The following is a 16,658-nucleotide window of genomic DNA, read 5'->3' on the forward strand; positions in this document are numbered from 1 at the left end:
CCCTTCGTACCGATCAGTAACCTGATCGGTCGTGACCAGTCGATACAGATCATCCGAAGCCTCCGAGGGCGCCAACTCCCTCTCGCCCCGCCGCCGTACGGTCGTCAAGGCCGCGGCGGCCACCGCTGTTCTGGCCGGCCCGCTCGCCGCCGCCCTGCCCGCCCGGGCCGCCGCCGAGGCGCCCGCCTTCCTGCACGGCGTCGCCTCCGGCGATCCGCTGCCCGACGGCATCCTGCTGTGGACCCGCGTGACGCCCACCGCGGAGGCGGTACCGGGGTCCGGAGTCGGCCCGGACACCGAGGTCAGCTGGATCGTCGCCAGGGACAAGGCGCTGACGAACATCGTCGCGAAGGGCTCGATCACCGCGAGCGCCGCCTCCGACCACACCGTCAAGGCGGACATACGGGGCCTGGAGCCGGCCACCGACTACTGGTTCCGCTTCTCCGCCGGCCCCACCGACTCCCCGGTCGCCCGCACCCGTACCGCGCCCTCCGCCGACGCCGCCGTACCCGGCCTGCGCTTCGGCGTGGTCTCCTGCGCCAACTGGGAGGGCGGCTACTTCGCCTCGTACCGGCACCTCGCGGCCCGTAACGACCTGGACGCGTGGCTCCATCTCGGCGACTACATCTACGAGTACAAGTCCGGCGAGTACGCGGCCCGCGGCACGGTCGTCCGCCCGCACGCGCCGACGAACGAGATCATCACGCTCGCCGACTACCGCACCCGGCACGGCAAGTACAAGACCGACCCGGATCTGCAGGCCCTGCACCACAAGGCGCCGGTCGTCGCGATCTGGGACGACCACGAGTTCGCCGACAACGCGTGGTCCGGCGGCGCGGTCAACCACACCGAGGGCGCCGAGGGCACCTGGACCGACCGCAGGGCGGCCGCCAAGCAGGCCTACTTCGAGTGGATGCCGGTCCGCCCGGCGATCGCGGGCACCACCTACCGCCGGCTGCGCTTCGGCAAGCTCGCCGACCTCTCCCTCCTCGACCTGCGCTCCTTCCGCTCCCAGCAGGCGTCCTCGGGCAGCGGTTCGGTCGACGACCCGGACCGCACGATCACCGGGCGGGCCCAACTCGACTGGCTGAAGGCCGGGTTGAAGGCGTCCGACACCACCTGGCGGCTGGTCGGCAACTCGGTGATGATCGCGCCGTTCGTCATCGGCTCACTCACCGCCGACCTGCTCAAACCGCTGGCCAAGCTGCTGAGCCTGCCGCAGGACGGCCTCGCCGTGAACACCGACCAGTGGGACGGCTACACGGACGACCGGCGCGAACTGCTGGCCCATCTGCGCTCGAACGCGATCGGCAACACCGTCTTCCTGACCGGCGACATCCACATGGCGTGGGCCAACGACGTACCGGTGGACGCCGGTACATACCCGCTGTCGGCCTCTGCCGCCACGGAGTTCGTCGTCACCTCGGTGACCTCCGACAACCTCGACGACATCGTGAAGGTCCCCGAGGGCACGGTCTCCGCGATCGCCTCGCCGATCATCAAGGCGGCCAACCGGCACGTCCACTGGGTCGACACCGACCGCCACGGCTACGGCGTCCTGGACATCACCGCCGAGCGCGCGCAGATGGACTACTACGTCCTGTCCGACCGTACGAAGGCCGACGCGACGTCCTCCTGGGCCCGTTCGTACCGCACGCTCACCGGCACGCAGAAGGTCGAGCGGACCTACGACCCCGTATAGAGGGCTCCCGGACAGAGGGCTCCTAGAGGGTCTCGAGGAAGCCGAGGGCCACCCGCCAGGTGGCCTCGGCGGCCTCCTCGTCGTGGTCCGGCAGCTCGGGGTCGGTGTAGAGGTGGCCGGCTCCCGCGTATCGGTAGATCTCCACGTCCGCGCCCGCCCTGCCCATCTGCAGATACCAGGCGCTCAGCCAGTCGTCCGTCTCGAACGGGTCCGGCTCGGCGACATGCAGCTGGACCGGCAGGTCGTCCACCGACGCATTGGGCGCGATGTCCGACGTGCCGTGCAGGAGCAGCAGCCCGCGGGCCCTCTCGTCGCCGAGCGCGAGGGTCTGCGCGACGGAGGCGCCGAGCGAGAACCCGGCGTACACAAGGCCCCGCTCCGAGTAAGGCGCGGCGGCCAGGACGGCCCTCCTGAGCAGCTCGTCCTTGCCGATCCCGTCGTTGAAGGCCATGCCCTCCTCGACCGTCTCGAACGTACGCCCGTCGAAGAGGTCCGGGGTCCACACCTCGTGCCCGGCGGCGCGCAGCCGGTCCGCGGCCTCGCGCACGGCGGGCCGCAGGCCGTAGGTCGAGTGAAAGAGCATGATGTTCATGAGGCCATCGTGCCAGCCGGGACTGACAACGCCGCTCGGTGGCCATACCCCCTACGAGCCCGAACTCACATGTTCATGACCCCCCGGGTCCGGTTAGGTTCGCAGGCATGGAGAACGTACTCCGCCCGCTGATCGTGATCGGCGGCTCGGTCCTGCTCACGCTGCTCATCGGCTGGGCCAGCGACCTGCTGCTGCGCAAGGCCGACGAGCGGCACGGCGAGACCCCGCTGTGGGGTCTGCTGCGCCGCGGCCGCATCCCCTACCAGCTGGTGCTCTGCTCGGCCATGCTCAGAGGGTCCTACGACGAGGCCCGACTGCTGCAGGAGCACGAGGTCGGCGTCGGCCGGACGCTGACGCTGGTGCTGATCGGGTCGACGGCCTGGCTCGTGATCCGTATCGCGGCGGCCGTCGTGGAGACGTCCTACTCGCGTTACGCCCGCCTGCACCGCGATCCGGCCCGCGTACGGCGCGTGCGTACCCAGGTGTCGCTGATCATGCGGGTGGTCGCCGCGATCGTCGGCGTCGTGGCCTCGGCCGCGATGCTGCTGACGTTCCCGGCGATGCGTGCCGCGGGCGCCTCGCTGCTGGCCTCGGCCGGCATCCTCGGCATCGTCGCCGGTGTGGCGGCCCAGTCGACGCTCAGCAACCTGTTCGCGGGGCTGCAGATCGCCTTCGGCGACATGGTGCGGCTCGGCGACACGGTCGTGGTGGACGGCGAGTGGGGCACGGTCGAGGAGATCACGCTGACCTTCCTCACCGTGCGGACCTGGGACGAGCGGCGGATCACCATGCCGGTCTCGTACTTCACCTCGAAGCCGTTCGAGAACTGGTCCCGCGGCGGCAGCCAGATGACGGGCATCGTCTACTGGCACCTCGACCACTCGGCGCCAGTGGAGCTGATGCGCGAGAAGCTCCGCGACATCCTGCGCGAGTGCCCGGCCTGGGACGGCCGCGACTACGGCCTGGCCGTCACCGACACCACCCCGAACACCATGCAGGTACGGGCCCTGGTGACGGCCAAGGACGCGGACGACATATGGACGGTACGGGTCACCGTCCGCGAGCACATGGTCCGCTGGCTGTACGAGCAGCACCCGTACGCCCTGCCCCGCGTCAACACCTCGGACGCGGCCCTGCCGTCGAGCCGGCGCTCCCCGGACGGCGCGGCAATCCGCAACCACCAGTCGTCGAGGACGGGCCGCGGCTGAACCGTCTCAGTGGCCGCGCTCCGCACCCCCGTTGACCTGGACGACCTGCGAGGTGACATGCCCGGCGCCCGGGGAGGCGAGCCAGTGCGGGTCGCGGCCACGTCGCCGGGGGTGCCGGCGCGCTTGTCCAAGGTGTCCTCGACGAGCCGTTCGCGCCGCGCGGGGTCGATCCGCGGCCCGAAGAACTCCGTGTCCTCGATGTACCCGGGCGCGACCACGTTGACGGTGATCCCGCGCGGCCCCAGCTCCCGGGCGAGATCATGGGCGTACGGGTGCAGCGCGGCCTTGGCGCCCCCGTACGCCCCGCTGCCGGACCCCCGGTAGGCGGCGATGGAGCTGACGAACAGCACCCGCCCGCCGGGCGTGGCCAGCCGGTCCTTCAGGGCCTCCGTGAGCAGGGCCGCGGTGAGGGTGTTGATCCGGAAGTTGACGGTCCAGTCGTGCGCGACGCGGTCGAGCGGGTCGTCGCTGTCGGAGGCGGGCTCCAGGTGCCCGGCGCCCCCGGCACCGTGGACCAGTACGTCCACGGTCCCGAACTCCCGCTCCACGAAGCCGGCGACCCCGCGCACGTCGGCCGGATCGCTGAGATCGGCCGCGTAGACCGACGCCCCCGGCACCCCGGCCTTCTCCAGCACCTCCGCCCGCCGCCCGAGCAGCAGGACCCGATCCCCGTCCGCCGCGAAGACCTGCGCCGCGGCACATCCGATTCCCGTACCGCCACCGCTGATTACGACATTACGAGCCATGATCCGACCCTACGCACCGCATGCGGCCCGGTCGCTGCTTTTACACACCCGCCATGCGCGGATCACGGACACGGCGTCAGCGCAGACTGCGCACGTCGAGATGGCGAAGCACCCGGTCCACGATCTCCGGATCCGCCCCGGGCTCGCTGCGCGCCGCCAGCACCTCATGCCGGGCCGCGCTGAGCATCTCGCCCTGGATCCGCCGCACCCGCTGCAGCCGGCGCACCCGGTTCTCATGCGCCTCCCGCCGCTCCTCGTCCCCCATGTCAGGACTGATCCGCACCCCGATGTCGAAGGCCCGCCGCAGCATCTGCTCGGACAGCTCCTCCGGCAGCTCCTCCACCTCCTCGATCTCCTTCAGCCGCCGCTTGGCCGCCTTGGCCGCCCGGACGGCGAGGGACTTCTCGAACTCCTTCTCCCGCTCCGTGTCGGCCTGCACGCCCAGCCGCCTCACCAGCCACGGCAGGGTCAGCCCCTGCAGCACCAGCGTCCCCATGATCACCCCGAAGGCGACGAAGACGATCTCGTCCCGGTCGGGGAAGGCCGAGCCGTCGTCGGTCGTCAGCGGAATCGCCAGCGCCAGCGCCACCGAGGCCACTCCCCGCATCCCCGACCACCACATGACGACGGTCTCCCGCAAGCTCATCGGGATGTCCTCGTCGTAGTCCCGTTTCGCGTGCAGCCGCTTGGTGAGCCAGGTCGCCGGCAGCAGGTACACCAGGCGTACGACGACCACGACGGCCAGGACCACGCCCGCCCAGCCGAGCATCTCGCCCCACCGCCCGGACGCCGTCCTGATCGCGTTGTGCAGTTCGAGACCGATCAGCCCGAAGGCGACGCCCGTGACGAGCGTGTCGACGATGTCCCAGAACGCGTGCCCGGTCAGCCGGGTCAGCACATCGTCGGCGTCGGTGGCGTATTCGGCGAGGAACAGCGCGGTCGTGAGCACGGCGAGCACACCGGACCCGTGCAGCTCCTCCGCGAGCACGTACGAGGCGTACGGCACGAGCAGCGTCATCCCGATCTGCAGGGTCGGGTCGTCCAGCAGATCCATGAGCCGGTTGGCGCCCCAGCCGAGCGCGAGCCCCACCGCCACGGCCACCACGGCGGAGAGCACCAGGTCGAGCGCGGCCCGCCCGGGTGTGAAGCTGCCGCTGACAGCGGCGGCGATCGCCACGTGGTACAGCACGATCGCCGTGACGTCGTTGAACAGCCCCTCGCCCTCCAGGATGGACACGAGCCGGCGCGGCAGCCCCAGCTGCCCGGCGACCGCGGTCGCGGCGACCGGGTCGGGCGGTGCGACGAGCGCGCCGAGCGCCACGGCGGCGGCGACGGGCAGCCCCGGCACGATCGTGTGCGCCACGACGGCCACACAGACGGTGGTGACGAAGACCAGCGCCACGGCCAGCAGGAAGATCGGCCGCCGGTTCGCCGCGAACTGCCGCCAGGACGTGCGCCGGGCCGCCGCGTACAGCAGCGGCGGGAGCAGCAGGGGCAGGATCAGATCCGGCGGTACGTCGACGTTGGGGACGAAGTCCGCTACGGCGAGCACGATCCCGAAAAGGGTCATCAGCACCGGCGCCGGAAGCCCGAACCGGTCCCCCACCGGGACGCTCACCAGGGCCCCGAGCAACAGCACGAACAGCAGGGCCAACTGATCCACGGTCAGCGCTCCGGGAAGGTCGACGTACGGGCAGCGGTTCTCAAGCCTGCCACGCCGCCGCCCCTCCGGGGTTCCCGGCCTCCGGCTACAGAGCGCGCCGCATCGCCCGGTGCGGGATGCCCGCCTCCGGGTACTCCGGCCCGTAGGCCTCGTATCCGAGCCGCTCGTAGAACCCCAGCGCATGCGTCTGCGCGTGCAGATCCACCGCCGCGAGCCCACGCGCGCGTGCCGCGTCCTCGATGGCCCGCACCAGCGCCACCCCGACGCCGAGCCCGCGGGCCTGCTTGGTGACGGCGAGCCGCCCCAGCGACCCCACCGTCAGGTCGCCGTCGACCTTGGCCGCGGCCGCCTCGCCGTACAGGAGCCGCCCGGTGCCGAGCGGCACCCCGTCGTCCTCCCGTACGGCCAGCACATGCACGGCCACGGCGTCGTACGCGTCGTATTCGAGGTCCTCCGGCACCCCCTGCTCGCCGACGAAGACCTCCTTGCGGACCGCGAAGCACGCCTCCTGGTCGGCGGGGTCCTCGGCGACGCGCACCACGTACGCGTGCGTTCTCATCCGTACGTCTCCTCGCGGACCAGGTCGAGGGCCTTCTGCAGATCGGCCGGGTAGTCGCTGGCGAGCTCCACCCACTGCCCGTCCCCGGGGTGCTCGAAGCCGAGCCGCACGGCGTGCAGCCACTGGCGGGTCAGATGCAGCCGCTTGGCGAGCGTCGGGTCGGCGCCGTAGGTCAGGTCGCCGACGCAGGGGTGGCGGTGGGCGGCCATGTGGACGCGGATCTGGTGGGTGCGGCCGGTCTCGAGCTTGACATCGAGAAGCGACGCGGCGCGGAAGGCCTCGATGAGGTCGTAGTGCGTGACCGAGGGCTTCCCGTCGGCCGTGACCGCCCATTTGTAGTCGTGGTTGGGGTGGCGGCCGATGGGGGCGTCGATGGTGCCGCTGGTCGGGTCGGGGTGGCCCTGGACCAGCGTGTGGTAGCGCTTGTCGACCGTGCGCTCCTTGAACTGGCGCTTGAGCGAGGTGTACGCGCGCTCGGACTTGGCCACGGCCATCAGACCGGACGTACCGACGTCCAGGCGGTGCACGATGCCCTGGCGCTCGGCGGCGCCGGAGGTGGAGATGCGGTAGCCGGCCGCGGCGAGGCCACCGATGACGGTCGGTCCGGTCCAGCCGGGGCTGGGGTGCGCGGCGACTCCGACCGGCTTGACGATCACGACCACGTCATCGTCGTCGTACACGATCTCCATGCCCTCGACGGGCTCCGCGACGATCTGCACGGGCGCGGGCGCCTTCGGCATCTCGACCTCGAGCCAGGCGCCACCGCTCACCCGCTCTGACTTGCCGACCACCGACCCGTCGACCGTGACCTTCCCCGCGGCGGCGAGCTCTGCCGCCTTGGTCCGGGAGAAGCCGAACATCCGGGAGATGGCGGCGTCGACGCGCTCGCCCTCCAGGCCGTCGGGCACGGGCAGGGTACGGATCTCGGGAATCGTGCTCACCCGTCGAGTATGCCGGACACCACCGGCAGCCCCGTAAGCAAGCCCCTCTGCACCTGCGGATCAGCCCCTGCTCATCGGTTCTGCCGGATCAGTCCTTGTGGACGGTCCCGTCCGGGTCGAGCCCCTTGAACGACAGCAGCACGATCAGGATGCCGCCGCACACGATCGCCGAGTCCGCCAGGTTGAAGACGGCGAAGCCCTTGGGTGAGATGAAGTCGACGACGGCGCCCTCGAAGACGCCGGGCGAGCGGAAGATCCGGTCGGTGAGGTTGCCGAGCGCACCGCCGAGCAGCAGACCGAGCGCGACCGCCCAGGGCAGGCTGTAGAGCTTGCGGGCGAGCCGGGCGATCACCACGATCACGGCCGCCGCGATCACCGTGAAGATCACGGTGAAGGCCTCGCCGAAGCCGAAGGCCGCGCCCGCGTTGCGGATCGCCTCGAACTGCAGCCAGTCCCCGATGATCCTGATCGGCGCGTGGTGCTCCAGCTTGGCGACCACGATCATCTTGCTGACCAGGTCGAGGGCGTACGCGAACGCGGCGACCGCGAACAGCACGGCGATACGGCGCTTGCCCCTGGGGCGTGCGGTCTCGCCCTGCTCCGGCTCGGTCCCCGCCGCCTCTGGGGTATCCGGCGTACCGATGATGCGCTCCGCCTCTGCCACGTGAGTCCCTCAACCTAGGTACCTGACTGAGGACGAGGGTACGACACGCCTGTGTGGTCCCTCAGTACCGGCGTTCCTGCTTCTGCTTGCACTCCACGCACAGGGTGGCCCGGGGGAACGCCTGCATCCGGGCCTTGCCGATGGGATTGCCGCAGTTCTCGCACAGCCCGTAGGTGCCGGCGTCCAGCCGTACCAGGGCCCGCTCGGTCTGCGTGAGCATCTCGCGCGCGTTGGCCGCGAGGGCCAGCTCGTGCTCGCGCGTGATGTTCTTGGTGCCGGTGTCCGCCTGGTCGTCGCCCGCGCCGTCCCCGGAGTCCCGCATCAGGCCGGCGACGGCGCTCTCGGACGAGGTGATCTCGTCGCGCAGCCGCTCCATCTCCGACAGCAGCTCGGCACGCGCCTCCTCGGCCTCCTCCGGGGTCCAGGGGTCCTCACCGGGGCGCACCGCAAGCTCGCCCGGCTCCGCCGCGGCGACCCGTGCCTTGGGTAGGGCTGTCTTGTCCGCCGTGGCCGTGCCAGGAGTCTTCTTCGCAACCACTGTCGTGGCTCCCGTCTGCTCCGCGGCCTTGGCCGCGCCCGCCTTCTTGGCCGTGCTCTTCCTGCCCACTCGCTTCGCGACAGGGGTCTCCCTACCCGCCCGCTCCACGTCGGCACCCTTCGTGGGCGCGGTCTTCTCGACCGCGCTCTTCGTGGCCGCGCTCTTCGTGGCCGTGCTCGCACGTTTCGTGGCCGTGCTCTTCGCCGCCGCACTCGTCCCGGTCGCGGCCTTTCCGCCCGTGCTCTTCCTCGCCACCGCCTTCTTCCCGGCACTTTCCTTCGCGCCCCGGCCGACCCGGGCCGGTTCGGCGACGTGCTCAGGGCCGACGGCCCTCCCGGCTGCGTCTGTCTTGCCTGCCGCTTTCTTCACCGTCGACTCCTTCACCGCCGAGCCCTTCGCCCCCGCCTTCCTGCCGGCCGCCTTCTTCGCCGCCGCCCCCGCCTGCTCCGCAGCACCCTCCTCGACGACGCCCTTGGAAACGCCGCCCTGCTCGGCCTGAGTTCTCTTCGCAGCGGCCCTTTTCGCGACGGTCCCCTTCTCGTTCTCGGCGGCCTTCTCCGTCGCCGCCTTCTTCGCCGCGCGCTTGTCGGCCGCTCCGTTGCGGGCAGCCGCCTTCTTGCCGCCCGCAGTCTTCCGGCCAGTGGCCGTCGCCTTCCTTCCGGTGGCCGCCGTCGCGGTGGCCACCGGTTTCCCGGGCCCTTCGTCCCCGGCCGTCTTCTTCGAAGGCGACACGTGGGAGGCGGTCGCCTCCTTTACGGCGGCTTTCTTCTCGCCGGCCGTCTCACCAGGCGCTTTCTTGCCGGCCGTCTTCCCTGCGGCCGGTGCCCCTCTCCCTGCAGCTATCCCCCGCACCGTCTTCACCGGCGTCGCGGCCTTCCCCGCGTTGGCCGCCTCCGTCCCCGTAGCCCCCCTGGCCGCCTTCCCCGCACGCGCCGTGGGCCCTTCCCGCGCGCTCTTCTTCCCGCTCACATCCTTGGCCGCACCGCCGGACGCCTGGGTGGACCCGTCGGACGCCGACTGCTGTACGGCGGTCTTCTTCGCCACCATGGCCGCGGCCCCTTCACATATTGTGATCTTGCACGCGAATCGTGCTGGGACGATAAATCGACTTCAGCCCCGCGGCAACGGGGCACACCGCCCGATTCGCCCGGCTCACGCACGCCGCTCCGCAAGCCTGCATGCGTTGTGCCCAGCTCCCCGCGGGGTAATCCGCCGGACCGCCCGTCCCAGGATCCGAACACGCGTACCGCTCCATTCGGGTCAGCTCCGTCCGTACGGCGCCCCCTCCCACGGGAGCGGGAAAACCGGTCGGCCGCTGTCCGCGCGGCGCCGTACACTGGGCGGAGCGAAAAGCGTGGATGGGGACGAGTAGCGGCGTACGCAGCCCAGAGCGACCCGGGGACGGTGGGAGCCCGGGGGCAGGCGCGACGTGAAGATCACCCCGGAGCCGCCGGAAGAAAGCCACAGCCCAAGGGCTGCGGCCGGTAGAACCGGCATCGCGACCCCAATGAGGGGGCTCGCCGCCGCACAGCCTGCGTCGGAGAGCCAAGGAGGGTGGTACCGCGGGAGCGCGCCGACACCGGCGTAGAGAAAGACACGGCTCTCGTCCCTCCGGACGGAAGGCAGCAAGTCCGCCGGAGGAAGCTCGCTGATGACATCGCCGACGTACCGCCAGGTACCCGCCCAGGTCGACCTGCCCGCGCTCGAGCACGCCGTGCTCGACTTCTGGCGCGAGCAGAAGATCTTCGCCAAGAGCCTGGAGAAGTCCGAGGGCCGCCCCGAGTGGGTCTTCTACGAGGGTCCGCCCACCGCCAACGGCATGCCGGGCGCCCACCACATCGAGGCGCGGGTCTTCAAGGACGTCTTCCCCCGCTTCCGCACCATGCGCGGCTACCACGTGGCCCGCAAGGCCGGCTGGGACTGCCACGGCCTCCCGGTGGAGCTGGCGGTGGAGAAGGAACTCGGCTTCAGCGGCAAGAAGGACATCGAGGCGTACGGCATCGCGGAGTTCAACGCCAAGTGCCGTGACTCCGTGCTCCGCCACACCGACGCGTTCTCCGAGCTGACGACCCGCATGGGCTACTGGGTGGACCTCGAAGAGGCCTACGTCACGATGGACCCCGAGTACATCGAGTCGGTCTGGTGGTCGCTCAAGGAGATCTTCAACAAGGGCCTGCTGGTCCAGGACCACCGCGTCGCCCCCTGGTGCCCCCGCTGCGGCACCGGCCTCTCGGACCACGAGCTGGCGCAGGGCTACGAGACGGTCGTCGACCCGTCCGTGTACGTCCGCTTCCCCCTCACCTCCGGTCCGCTCGCCGGCGAAGCCGCGCTCCTCGTGTGGACGACGACTCCCTGGACGCTGGTCTCCAACACTGCCGTGGCCGCCCACCCCGAGGTCACCTACGTCGTCGCGACGAACGGCGAGGAGAAGCTCGTCGTCGCCGAGCCGCTCGTCGGCAAGGCACTCGGCGAGGGCTGGGAGACCACGGGCCAGACCTTCACGGGCAAGGAGATGGAGCGCTGGACCTATCGACGTCCGTTCGAGCTCGTGGAGTTCCCGGCCGAGGCGCATTTCGTCGTCAACGCCGAGTACGTCACGACCGAGGACGGTACGGGCCTGGTCCACCAGTCCCCCGCCTTCGGTGAGGACGACCTCAAGGTCTGCCGCGCCTACGGCCTGCCCGTGGTGAACCCGGTGCGCCCGGACGGCACCTTCGAGGAGGACGTCCCCCTGGTCGGCGGCGTCTTCTTCAAGAAGGCGGACGAGAAGCTCACCGAGGACCTCCAGCAGCGCGGCCTCCTCTTCCGGCACATCCCGTACGAGCACAGCTACCCGCACTGCTGGCGCTGCCACACCGCGCTCCTCTACTACGCGCAGCCTTCCTGGTACATCCGCACCACGGCCGTCAAGGACCGCCTCCTCCAGGAGAACGAGAACACCAACTGGTTCCCCGACACGGTCAAGCACGGCCGGTACGGCGACTGGCTGAACAACAACATCGACTGGGCGCTGTCCCGCAACCGCTACTGGGGGACCCCGCTGCCCATCTGGCGCTGCGAGGACGACCACCTCACGGTGGTCGGCTCCCGCGCGGAGCTCACCGAGCTCACGGGCACCGACCAGTCCGGCCTCGACCCGCATCGCCCGTTCATCGACGACGTCACCTTCGCCTGCCCGAAGGACGCCTGCGGCAGGACCGCCACGCGCGTGCCGGAGGTCATCGACGCCTGGTACGACTCGGGTTCGATGCCCTTCGCGCAGTGGGGATACCCGTACAAGAACAAGGAGTTGTTCGAGAGCCGCTACCCGGCGCAGTTCATCTCCGAGGCCATCGACCAGACCCGCGGCTGGTTCTACACGCTGATGGCCGTCGGCACGCTGGTCTTCGACAAGTCCAGTTACGAGAACGTGGTCTGCCTGGGCCACATCCTCGCCGAGGACGGCCGCAAGATGTCCAAGCACCTGGGCAACATCCTGCAGCCGATCCCGCTGATGGACCAGCACGGCGCCGACGCGGTGCGCTGGTTCATGGCGGCCGGCGGCTCCCCGTGGGCGGCACGCCGCGTGGGCCACGGCACCATCCAGGAGGTCGTCCGCAAGACGCTCCTCACCTACTGGAACACGGTCGCCTTCCAGGCCCTGTACGCCCGGACCTCCAACTGGGCGCCCAGCGAGGCGGATCCGGCTCCGGCCGACCGCCCGGTCCTGGACCGCTGGCTGCTGTCCGAACTCCACGCGCTGACCGACCAGGTGACGCAGGCGCTGGAGGCGTACGACACCCAGCGCGCCGGCAAGCTTCTGTCGGCGTTCGTCGACGACCTCTCCAACTGGTACGTCCGCCGCTCGCGCCGCCGCTTCTGGCAGGGCGACAAGGCGGCGCTGCGCACCCTGCACGAGGTCGTCGAGACGGTCACGAAGCTGATGGCCCCGCTGACCCCGTTCATCACCGAGCGGGTCTGGCAGGACCTGATCGTGCCGGTCACGCCGGGGGCCCCGGAGTCGGTGCACCTCGCCTCCTGGCCTCAGGCCGACCTGTCCGCGATCGACCCGGAGCTGTCGAAGCAGATGGTGCTGGTGCGCCGGCTCGTCGAGCTGGGCCGGGCCACGCGCGCGGAGTCGGGTGTGAAGACCCGACAGCCGCTGTCCCGGGCGCTCATCGCCGCGACCGGCTTCGACGCCCTCGACCGCGAGCTGCACACGCAGATCACGGAGGAGCTGAACGTCACATCCCTGGCGTCGCTCAGCGAGGTCGGCGGCAGCCTGGTCGACACGACCGCGAAGGCCAACTTCCGGGCCCTGGGCAAGCGCTTCGGCAAGCGCGTCCAGGACGTGGCCAAGGCCGTCGCGAACGCGGACGCGGCCTCGCTCTCACTCGCCCTGCGTGAGGGCACGGCATCGGTCCAGGTCGACGGTGAGGCGATCACCCTCGCCCCGGACGAGGTGATCATCACGGAGACCCCGCGCGAGGGCTGGTCGGTGGCCTCCGACTCGGGTGCCACGGTCGCCCTCGACCTGGAGATCACGGAGGAGCTGCGGCAGGCGGGCCTGGCCCGTGACGCGATCCGCCTGATCCAGGAGGCACGCAAGAACAGCGGCCTGGACGTGGCCGACCGTATCGCCCTGCGCTGGACGTCCACGGACCCGGCGGTCATCGCGGCCCTCACCGAGCACGCGGCCCTGATCGCCGACGAGGTCCTGGCCACCGACTTCGGCCAGGGCGAGGCGGACGACTCCTACGGTGACGTGTTCACCGACGAGGGCCTGTCCCTCACGTTCCGCCTCCGCAAGGTGTAAGGGCAAGCTCCGGCGCGAGCACCTACGAGGGCCCGGCTTTCCCACTCGGGAGAGCCGGGCCCTCCGGCATGTCCGGCGGCGGGGCCCGAACCTTGCTCAACGCGCATAAAAGGGCGGGGCCCCGGATCGAAATCCGGGGCCCCGCCCTGAACGCTGCCGACGTCTAAGACGTACTACTGTCCGTCAGTTGTCGTCCTCGTCGATGAGGAACCCGCGCATCGGCGAGGGAGCCTGACCCATCGGCGACGGGCCCTGCGGCCTCACCGGTGCCATCGGCTGGGTCATCGCCGGGGACATCTGCTGCTGGCCGCCGTAGGACGGAGCAGCGGGGGCCGGGGCGCCACCCATGGTCGGGTTCCCGCCGTACGACGGGGCGCTCGCGCCTGCCGGTGCCATGGAGGGCGCCGGGGACGGCGGAAGCGACGCGGCGGCCTGGGTGCGCGGCGGGGCCAGCGAGTCGTCGGCCTGGGTCTCCAGCTGACGCAGCTGGGACTCGAGGTACGACTTCAGGCGCGTACGGTACTCGCGCTCGAAGCCGCGCAGGTCCTCGACCTTGCGCTCCAGCGTGGCGCGGGCGGACTCCAGGGAGCCCATCGCGACGCGGTGCTTCTCCTGCGCGTCCCGTTCCAGCGCGTCGGCCTTGGCGCGGGCGTCACGCTCGAGACCCTCGGCGCGGCTGCGGGCCTCGCCGACGATCTTGTTGGCTTCGGAGCGGGCCTCGGCGATCGCCTGGTCGGCGGTCTGCTGGGCCAGCGAGAGGACACGGGCGGCGCTGTCGCCACCGGGGCCCTGACCGGGGCCGCCCATCGGACCGCCCATGGGGCCGCCCATCGGACCACCCATCTGCTGCTGCATGGGAGGCTGGCCGCCCATCGGACCCTGGCCCATGTGGCCTTGGCCCATCGGACCCTGACCCATCGGACCGGGACCCTGGGGACCACCCTGACCGCCGCCGGGACCGGCGGGCAGCTGCGGGGCACCGCTCGGCAGCTGGGGCGGACCACCCATGGGGCCACCCATCTGCTGCTGCGGCGGGCCCGATATGCCGGCGGGTACGGGAGCACCCGGACCGCGCATCCCCTGCGGGGGCATGCCCTGCTGTTGATCCTGCGGACCGGGACCGCCGGGACCCTCCGGGGGCTTGCGCATGTTCTGCTGGTTCTGGGCAGCAGCGCGCGTGGCGGCGGCCAGTTTGGCGCGCAGGTCCTCGTTCTCGCGGAGCAGGCGGGTCAGTTCGGCTTCGACCTCATCGAGGAAGGCATCGACCTCGTCCTCGTCATAGCCTTCTCGGAGGCGGACGGTCGTGAACTGCTTGTTCCGCACGTCCTCGGGGGTCAACGGCATCTCTTCACCTCAACGTAGTCGTCGGCATTCGGCAAGACGGTAGGTCACATCGCTCATCACAGCCGGCTCACGATCGAGATCAGGATGTAGACGATGATCATCAGTACGAAGAAGGACAGGTCGAGCGCCACGCCCCCGAGACGCAGCGGCGGGATGAACCGCCGCAGAAGCTTGAGCGGTGGATCGGTGACAGTGTAGGTGGCCTCCAGAACGACCACCATCGCCTTGCCGGGTTGCCATGAGCGGGCGAACTGGAAGACGTAGTCCATGACCAACCGGAAGATGAGCACGATGAGGAAGCACATCAGCGCGATGTAGACGACATCCAGGACCACGCTCATTGCTGGTGCTTCCCTCTCCCCTGTTTCCGTGCTGCTGGGTACTACTTTGTACTGCTGTTTCCGGTCGTGCGTCTCAGCTCTGGTTGAAGAACCCGCCCTCTGCGATGCGGGCCTTGTCCTCCGCCGTGACATCGACGTTAGCAGGAGACAACAGGAACACCTTCTGGGTCACCCGCTCGATGCTGCCGTGAAGACCAAACACCAAACCGGCCGCAAAGTCGACAAGTCGCTTCGCGTCTGTGTCATCCATCTCAGTCAGATTCATGATCACCGGGGTGCCCTCACGGAAGTGTTCCCCGATGGTACGGGCCTCGTTGTAGGTCCGCGGGTGAAGCGTGGTGATCCGGTAAGGCTCTCGTTCCGACACGACCTTGGGCATGATCACCGGTGCGTTCTTCTCCAGGTTTGCGCGTTCTTGTGTGATGGACGCCACGGGCGCGATACGCGCCGGACGGCCGGATTCCGCGGGTAGCGAAGCGGAACGTGCGACCGGCTCGCGTGACGCGGGCGGTTGCACGATTCGCACCTCTTCATCCCTTTGGGACTGATGTGCTACGTGGGACTGGTGGGACGGCTCGTGCCTCCGGTGGTCCCGTTCGGGTTCGGGGTCCAGTTCGGGCTCGAAGTCGTCGTCGGGGTCGAATCCCCTGCCGTCGTACCCATCGTCCTCCACGAGGCCGAGGTAGACCGCCATCTTGCGCATCGCGCCGGCCATGCTCTGAGTCCTCCGCTCTGTGGTGGATCGGCTGACGACTGCCAAGTGCCCGCGATCCACGAGGTCGTTGCGCCCGCCTTCGGTGGCACTGACCATATTTTCTGCTGTGGTCCGACTTCCTGGCGACGTTACCCGAGCCTGGGGCGGACTCCGAGTACCGAGGTACCGACGCGTACATGTGTCGCTCCGGCGGCCACGGCCTGTTCGAGGTCCGCACTCATTCCTGCCGAGACCATGTTCGCAGCCGGATGGGCCCGCCGCAGGTCCGTCGACAAATCCATCAACCGCTCGAACGCAGCCAGTTCACGCCCGGCATAGGGGCCGGTGAGCGGCGCGACGGTCATCAGACCGTCCAGCCGCAGACCCGGCGCCCGGGCCACCAGCTCGCCCAACTCTTCGATTCCGCCGGGCCCGACGCCCCCGCGCTCCCCGCGTCCGCTCTCGTCCGCGTCGAGCGCGACCTGGATCAGGCAGCCGAGTTCGCGCTCCTGCCGCACCGCCTCCTTCGACAGCGCCGTGACGAGCCGAGCGCGGTCGACGGACTGTACCGAGCCGGCATAACCGACCACGGAACGCACCTTGTTGGTCTGCAGTTGACCCACAAAATGCCAAGTCAAGGGCAGATCCGAGCAGGCCGCGGCCTTGGGTGCCGCGTCCTGGTCCCGGTTCTCGGCCACGTGCCGCACACCGAGTTCCGCCAGAATCCGCACATCGCTCGCCGGATACGTCTTGGTGACCACGATCAGGGTCACCTCCTCGCGCTTTCGCCCGGCGGCCGTACAGGCGGCAGCGATACGACGCTCCACTTTCGCCAGGTTTTCGGCGAGTTCGTCCTTACGATCCTTCATGT

At 70.1% G+C, this 16,658-nt stretch carries 13 protein-coding genes and 1 pseudogene; 3 read left to right on the forward strand and 11 right to left on the reverse strand.

Going from position 1 to position 16,658, the window contains the following annotated elements; all coding sequences use genetic code 11:
• Positions 1 to 31 precede the first annotated feature (31 nt).
• Positions 32 to 1,702, forward strand: coding sequence for an alkaline phosphatase D family protein (locus tag LJ657_RS10630; RefSeq protein ID WP_232648185.1), 1,671 nt, complete (start codon positions 32 to 34; stop codon positions 1,700 to 1,702).
• Between the two features lie 22 nt (positions 1,703 to 1,724).
• Here the strand turns inward: LJ657_RS10630 and LJ657_RS10635 are convergent, their stop codons facing one another.
• The gene (locus LJ657_RS10635; protein WP_232648186.1) at positions 1,725 to 2,294 is read right to left on the reverse strand and encodes a dienelactone hydrolase family protein; all 570 of its coding nucleotides are present in this window, start codon (positions 2,292 to 2,294) and stop codon (positions 1,725 to 1,727) included.
• 107 nt (positions 2,295 to 2,401) lie between these two features.
• Between LJ657_RS10635 and LJ657_RS10640 the strand changes: the two genes are divergently transcribed.
• Positions 2,402 to 3,502 (forward strand): mechanosensitive ion channel family protein, encoded by a 1,101-nt coding sequence (locus tag LJ657_RS10640; RefSeq protein ID WP_232648187.1) that lies wholly within the window; start codon positions 2,402 to 2,404, stop codon positions 3,500 to 3,502.
• Positions 3,503 to 3,508: 6 nt separating this feature from the next.
• Here LJ657_RS10640 and LJ657_RS10645 read toward each other — a convergent pair.
• From LJ657_RS10645 to LJ657_RS10670, 6 genes and pseudogenes are all read right to left on the reverse strand, one after another.
• Positions 3,509 to 4,248 (reverse strand): annotated as a pseudogene (locus tag LJ657_RS10645) (SDR family NAD(P)-dependent oxidoreductase).
• 76 nt (positions 4,249 to 4,324) lie between these two features.
• Positions 4,325 to 5,911 carry a Na+/H+ antiporter gene (locus LJ657_RS10650; RefSeq protein ID WP_232648188.1) on the reverse strand — a complete coding sequence of 529 codons (1,587 nt, stop codon included), beginning with the start codon at positions 5,909 to 5,911 and terminating at the stop codon, positions 4,325 to 4,327.
• Between the two features lie 85 nt (positions 5,912 to 5,996).
• On the reverse strand, positions 5,997 to 6,470 hold the full coding sequence (locus tag LJ657_RS10655) for a GNAT family N-acetyltransferase (protein WP_232648189.1): 474 nt from the start codon (positions 6,468 to 6,470) through the stop codon (positions 5,997 to 5,999).
• Positions 6,467 to 7,411: an RluA family pseudouridine synthase gene (locus LJ657_RS10660; protein WP_232648190.1), complete on the reverse strand. Its 945-nt coding sequence runs from the start codon at positions 7,409 to 7,411 to the stop codon at positions 6,467 to 6,469. Before LJ657_RS10660 ends, LJ657_RS10655 begins: the two co-directional genes overlap by 4 nt.
• 88 nt (positions 7,412 to 7,499) lie before the next feature.
• Entirely contained in the window at positions 7,500 to 8,075 is a 576-nt protein-coding gene (lspA, locus tag LJ657_RS10665; RefSeq protein WP_232648191.1) for a signal peptidase II, read from the reverse strand.
• 61 nt (positions 8,076 to 8,136) lie between these two features.
• Positions 8,137 to 9,660 carry a TraR/DksA family transcriptional regulator gene (locus tag LJ657_RS10670; RefSeq protein ID WP_269786291.1) on the reverse strand — a complete coding sequence of 508 codons (1,524 nt, stop codon included), beginning with the start codon at positions 9,658 to 9,660 and terminating at the stop codon, positions 8,137 to 8,139.
• A 604-nt stretch (positions 9,661 to 10,264) separates the two neighbouring features.
• Between LJ657_RS10670 and ileS the strand changes: the two genes are divergently transcribed.
• Entirely contained in the window at positions 10,265 to 13,408 is a 3,144-nt protein-coding gene (gene ileS, locus LJ657_RS10675) for an isoleucine--tRNA ligase (protein ID WP_232648192.1), read from the forward strand.
• Between the two features lie 183 nt (positions 13,409 to 13,591).
• Here ileS and LJ657_RS10680 read toward each other — a convergent pair whose 3' ends face one another.
• From LJ657_RS10680 to LJ657_RS10695, 4 genes are all read right to left on the reverse strand, one after another.
• A complete protein-coding gene (locus tag LJ657_RS10680; RefSeq protein ID WP_232648193.1) occupies positions 13,592 to 14,752 on the reverse strand; it encodes a DivIVA domain-containing protein in 1,161 nt (386 codons plus the stop codon).
• A gap of 56 nt (positions 14,753 to 14,808) precedes the next feature.
• Positions 14,809 to 15,093 (reverse strand): YggT family protein, encoded by a 285-nt coding sequence (locus tag LJ657_RS10685; protein WP_007448661.1) that lies wholly within the window; start codon positions 15,091 to 15,093, stop codon positions 14,809 to 14,811.
• Positions 15,094 to 15,166: 73 nt separating this feature from the next.
• The gene (locus LJ657_RS10690) at positions 15,167 to 15,808 is read right to left on the reverse strand and encodes a cell division protein SepF (protein ID WP_099928165.1); all 642 of its coding nucleotides are present in this window, start codon (positions 15,806 to 15,808) and stop codon (positions 15,167 to 15,169) included.
• Positions 15,809 to 15,936: 128 nt separating this feature from the next.
• Positions 15,937 to 16,656 carry a YggS family pyridoxal phosphate-dependent enzyme gene (locus LJ657_RS10695; protein ID WP_232648194.1) on the reverse strand — a complete coding sequence of 240 codons (720 nt, stop codon included), beginning with the start codon at positions 16,654 to 16,656 and terminating at the stop codon, positions 15,937 to 15,939.
• Positions 16,657 to 16,658 lie beyond the last annotated feature (2 nt).

The sequence above is a fragment of the Streptomyces guryensis genome, from assembly GCF_021261325.1.
Classification (GTDB): Bacteria; Actinomycetota; Actinomycetes; order Streptomycetales; family Streptomycetaceae; genus Streptomyces; species Streptomyces guryensis.

Excerpts from the sequence above, each read along its gene's own strand:
- LJ657_RS10680 (WP_232648193.1), bottom strand. The coding sequence starts at position 14,752 with ATGCCGTTGACCCCCGAGGACGTGCGGAACAAGCAGTTCACGACCGTC.
- LJ657_RS10685 (WP_007448661.1), bottom strand. The coding sequence starts at position 15,093 with ATGAGCGTGGTCCTGGATGTCGTCTACATCGCGCTGATGTGCTTCCTC.
- LJ657_RS10655 (WP_232648189.1), bottom strand. The coding sequence starts at position 6,470 with ATGAGAACGCACGCGTACGTGGTGCGCGTCGCCGAGGACCCCGCCGAC.
- LJ657_RS10640 (WP_232648187.1), top strand. The coding sequence starts at position 2,402 with ATGGAGAACGTACTCCGCCCGCTGATCGTGATCGGCGGCTCGGTCCTG.
- ileS (WP_232648192.1), top strand. The coding sequence starts at position 10,265 with ATGACATCGCCGACGTACCGCCAGGTACCCGCCCAGGTCGACCTGCCC.
- LJ657_RS10670 (WP_269786291.1), bottom strand. The coding sequence starts at position 9,660 with ATGGTGGCGAAGAAGACCGCCGTACAGCAGTCGGCGTCCGACGGGTCC.
- LJ657_RS10695 (WP_232648194.1), bottom strand. The coding sequence starts at position 16,656 with ATGAAGGATCGTAAGGACGAACTCGCCGAAAACCTGGCGAAAGTGGAG.
- LJ657_RS10635 (WP_232648186.1), bottom strand. The coding sequence starts at position 2,294 with ATGAACATCATGCTCTTTCACTCGACCTACGGCCTGCGGCCCGCCGTG.
- LJ657_RS10690 (WP_099928165.1), bottom strand. The coding sequence starts at position 15,808 with ATGGCCGGCGCGATGCGCAAGATGGCGGTCTACCTCGGCCTCGTGGAG.